This is a genomic window from bacterium (genome assembly GCA_030654305.1).
Taxonomy (GTDB): Bacteria; Krumholzibacteriota; Krumholzibacteriia; order LZORAL124-64-63; family LZORAL124-64-63; genus PNOJ01.
On record JAURXS010000055.1, the window covers coordinates 1 to 2,686 of the forward strand.

General features: G+C 71.7%; 3 protein-coding genes. All 3 read right to left on the reverse strand.

Annotation, left to right across the window (positions count from 1 at the left end; genetic code table 11):
• A partial coding sequence (locus Q7W29_01450; protein MDO9170480.1) for an MBL fold metallo-hydrolase occupies positions 1-453 on the reverse strand: 453 nt, incomplete at its 3' end.
• A 17-nt stretch (positions 454-470) separates the two neighbouring features.
• On the reverse strand, positions 471-1,079 hold the full coding sequence (locus tag Q7W29_01455) for an LON peptidase substrate-binding domain-containing protein (protein ID MDO9170481.1): 609 nt from the start codon (positions 1,077-1,079) through the stop codon (positions 471-473).
• A gap of 34 nt (positions 1,080-1,113) precedes the next feature.
• Positions 1,114-2,493: a replicative DNA helicase gene (dnaB, locus tag Q7W29_01460; GenBank protein ID MDO9170482.1), complete on the reverse strand. Its 1,380-nt coding sequence runs from the start codon at positions 2,491-2,493 to the stop codon at positions 1,114-1,116.
• Positions 2,494-2,686 lie beyond the last annotated feature (193 nt).

A 2,686-nucleotide genomic window follows, 5' to 3' on the forward strand; every position in this document is an offset into this window, starting at 1 on the left:
CTGGTGATGGGCGGCGTGTCCCGGCGTGTGGAAGGTGCGGATGCCCAGCGGCTCCAGCGACGACGGCGGGTCGATGCGGTCGGCCGGCAGCGGCAGCGGTCGCCCGAAGAGCGGCGCCAGGTCGCGCAGCACCTGCAGCGAACCCTCCCACAGCCGCTGCGGGTCGACCAGGTGGCGGGCCGCCTCCTCCCAGACCACGACGCGCGCCTCCGGGAAGGCCGCCGCGAGGTGGCCGGCGCCGCCGCCGTGGTCCAGATGGATGTGCGTCAGCAGGATGCGGTCCAGGCGCGTCACGCCGAGGCGGCGCAGCTCGGACGTCAGGTGCGGGATCGTGCTCGCGGGGCCCGGGTCCACCACGTAGGCCTCGCCGCCGCGCCGCCGCAGCCAGCAGCTGATGAACTTGCGGTAGCCGCGGCGCGGCTGGTCGAGGTCGATGAGGGTCAGGTCGTCCATGGGGCTCCCGTCGGCGCTCAGGCTTCGGCCGTGTCGGCGAGCCCGTCGAGCCAGGTCAGGGCCGCCTCGGCGCGACGCGTCACGTGGCGTTCGGCCATGGCCCACGCCTTGCGCTCGCGCGACAGCGGCAGGTGCTGGAAGAGGAGGTCGGCGAGCAGCCCGGTGTCCAGGCCGGCGGAGAGCTCCACGCCGGGCAGCATGCGCGAGGCCACGGCGTCGCGCAGCCGCGGGGCCAGGGCCGCGTCGCGCTGCGGCTCTCCGGGCTCGTCGTCCAGGATTTCGGCGTGGACGCGGCGGTAGAGGCGGTCGCTCGGCGCCTCTTCGATGCGCAGGCGGTCGAGGCCCAGCAGCCAGATCAGGTAGCGGCCGTCGTCGAGGCGACGGTGGCTGACGATCTCGCCCAGGCCGGCGAACGGCAGCACGGCGGGACCGCGGAACGACGGCCTCCCCGCCGGGTCCAGGCAGCCGAGCGCCAGGCGCCCGGCGGTGTCCAGCAGGTCGTCGACCAGGCGCAGGTAGCGCGGCTCGAAGACGTGCAGGGGCACCAGGGCGCCCGGGAACAGGAAGGCGTCGGGCAGCGGGAACAGGGGCAGGTCCGTGATCCGGCGCAGTCCGGGTGGGGTCATCGCGTCGGCACCCTCGTCGGCCCGCCGCCCGCGCTCAATGCTGCAGGTCGGCGAAGCGCGTGAACGACTTGTGGAAGTGCAGGTCGAACTGGCCGATGGGCCCGTTGCGCTGCTTGCCGACGATGACCGTCGCCTTGTTGCGCACGGTCTCGTCGTCCGGCTTGTAGTACTCCTCACGATAGATGAACATGACCACGTCGGCATCCTGCTCGATGGATCCCGATTCGCGCAGGTCCGAGAGCATGGGCTTGTGGTCGCCGCGCGACTCGACGGCGCGCGAGAGCTGGCTCAGGGCCATGACGGGCACGTCCAGGTCCTTGGCCATGCCCTTGAGGTTGCGGCTGATCTGCGAGATCTCCTGCTGCCGGTTCTCGGCCCGCGAGGTGGAGGTCATCAGCTGCATATAGTCCACGACGATCAGGCCGAGGTCGTGCTGCTGCTTGAGCCGGCGCGCCTTGGCCTTCATCTCGAGCACGCCGATGCCGCTGGTGTCGTCGATGAAGATGGGCGCCTCGGACAGGCGGCTGCAGGCCTCGGTCAGCTTCGGCCACTGCTCCGGCTTGATCTGACCCTTGCGCAGCTCGTGGTTGTTGAAGCCGCCGCTGGCGCAGATCATGCGCATCACGAGCTGCTCCTTGGCCATCTCCAGGCTGAAGATCGCGACCGGCACCTTGTCCTTCACCGCGGCGCTGTAGGCGACGTTCAGCGCCAGCGCCGTCTTGCCCATCGACGGCCGCGCCGCCAGCACGATCAGGTCGCCGCGCTGCAGGCCGGCGGTCATGCGGTCGAACTCCACGAAGCCGGTGGACAGGCCCGTGATGTCGCTCTTGGAGCGCGAGGCCTCGTCGATGCGCCGGAAGGCCTCCGGCACGACGTCGCGGACCGACGCGAAGGCCTGCGTCTCGCGGCTCTCCGCGATGGCGTAGATGCGCGTCTGGGCGCGGTCGAGGATGGCGTCGGTCTCCTCGCGGGCGGCGAAGGCGTCGGTGGTGATCTCGCCCGAGGCGTGGATCAGCCCCCGCAGCACCGACTTGTCGCGGACGATGCGCCCGTGGTAGGCGACGTTCGCGGCCGTGGCGGTCGCGGCGATGATGTCGGCGAGGTAGTCGTTGCCGCCGCACTTGTCCAGCTCGCCGCGGCGCTCCAGCTCCTCGGCGACCGTGATGCCGTCGATGGCCTGGTCGCCCTCGTAGAGGTCGCACATCACCCCGAAGATGACGCGGTGCTCGCGGCGGTAGAAGTCGTCGCTGCGGATCGTCTCGAGCGCGACGCCCAGCGCGTCGCGGTCCAGCATGACCGCGCCGAGGATGGCGCGCTCGGCATCGAGGTTCTGCGGCGGTTGCCGGGTCTCGACGGCGCGGCGCGGCTCGCGGGGCGGGGGGCCGAGGGACAGGGGGCTGAGTTCGGGTTCCACGGGACCGCACCTCGGGGCTCTGAGTGACGGGGCGAGGCGAAGACGGACATGGTAAGCGATGCGCGCGACCCGAAACAGACGGACTTCGCCGTCCCCCCGAATTCCTGGGGACCGGGCGTGGACAAACCCGTGGACAAGCGGTGGACGGGGCGTGGACATCGCGCCGGCGATCGCCCCAACCCCCCCCCCCCCC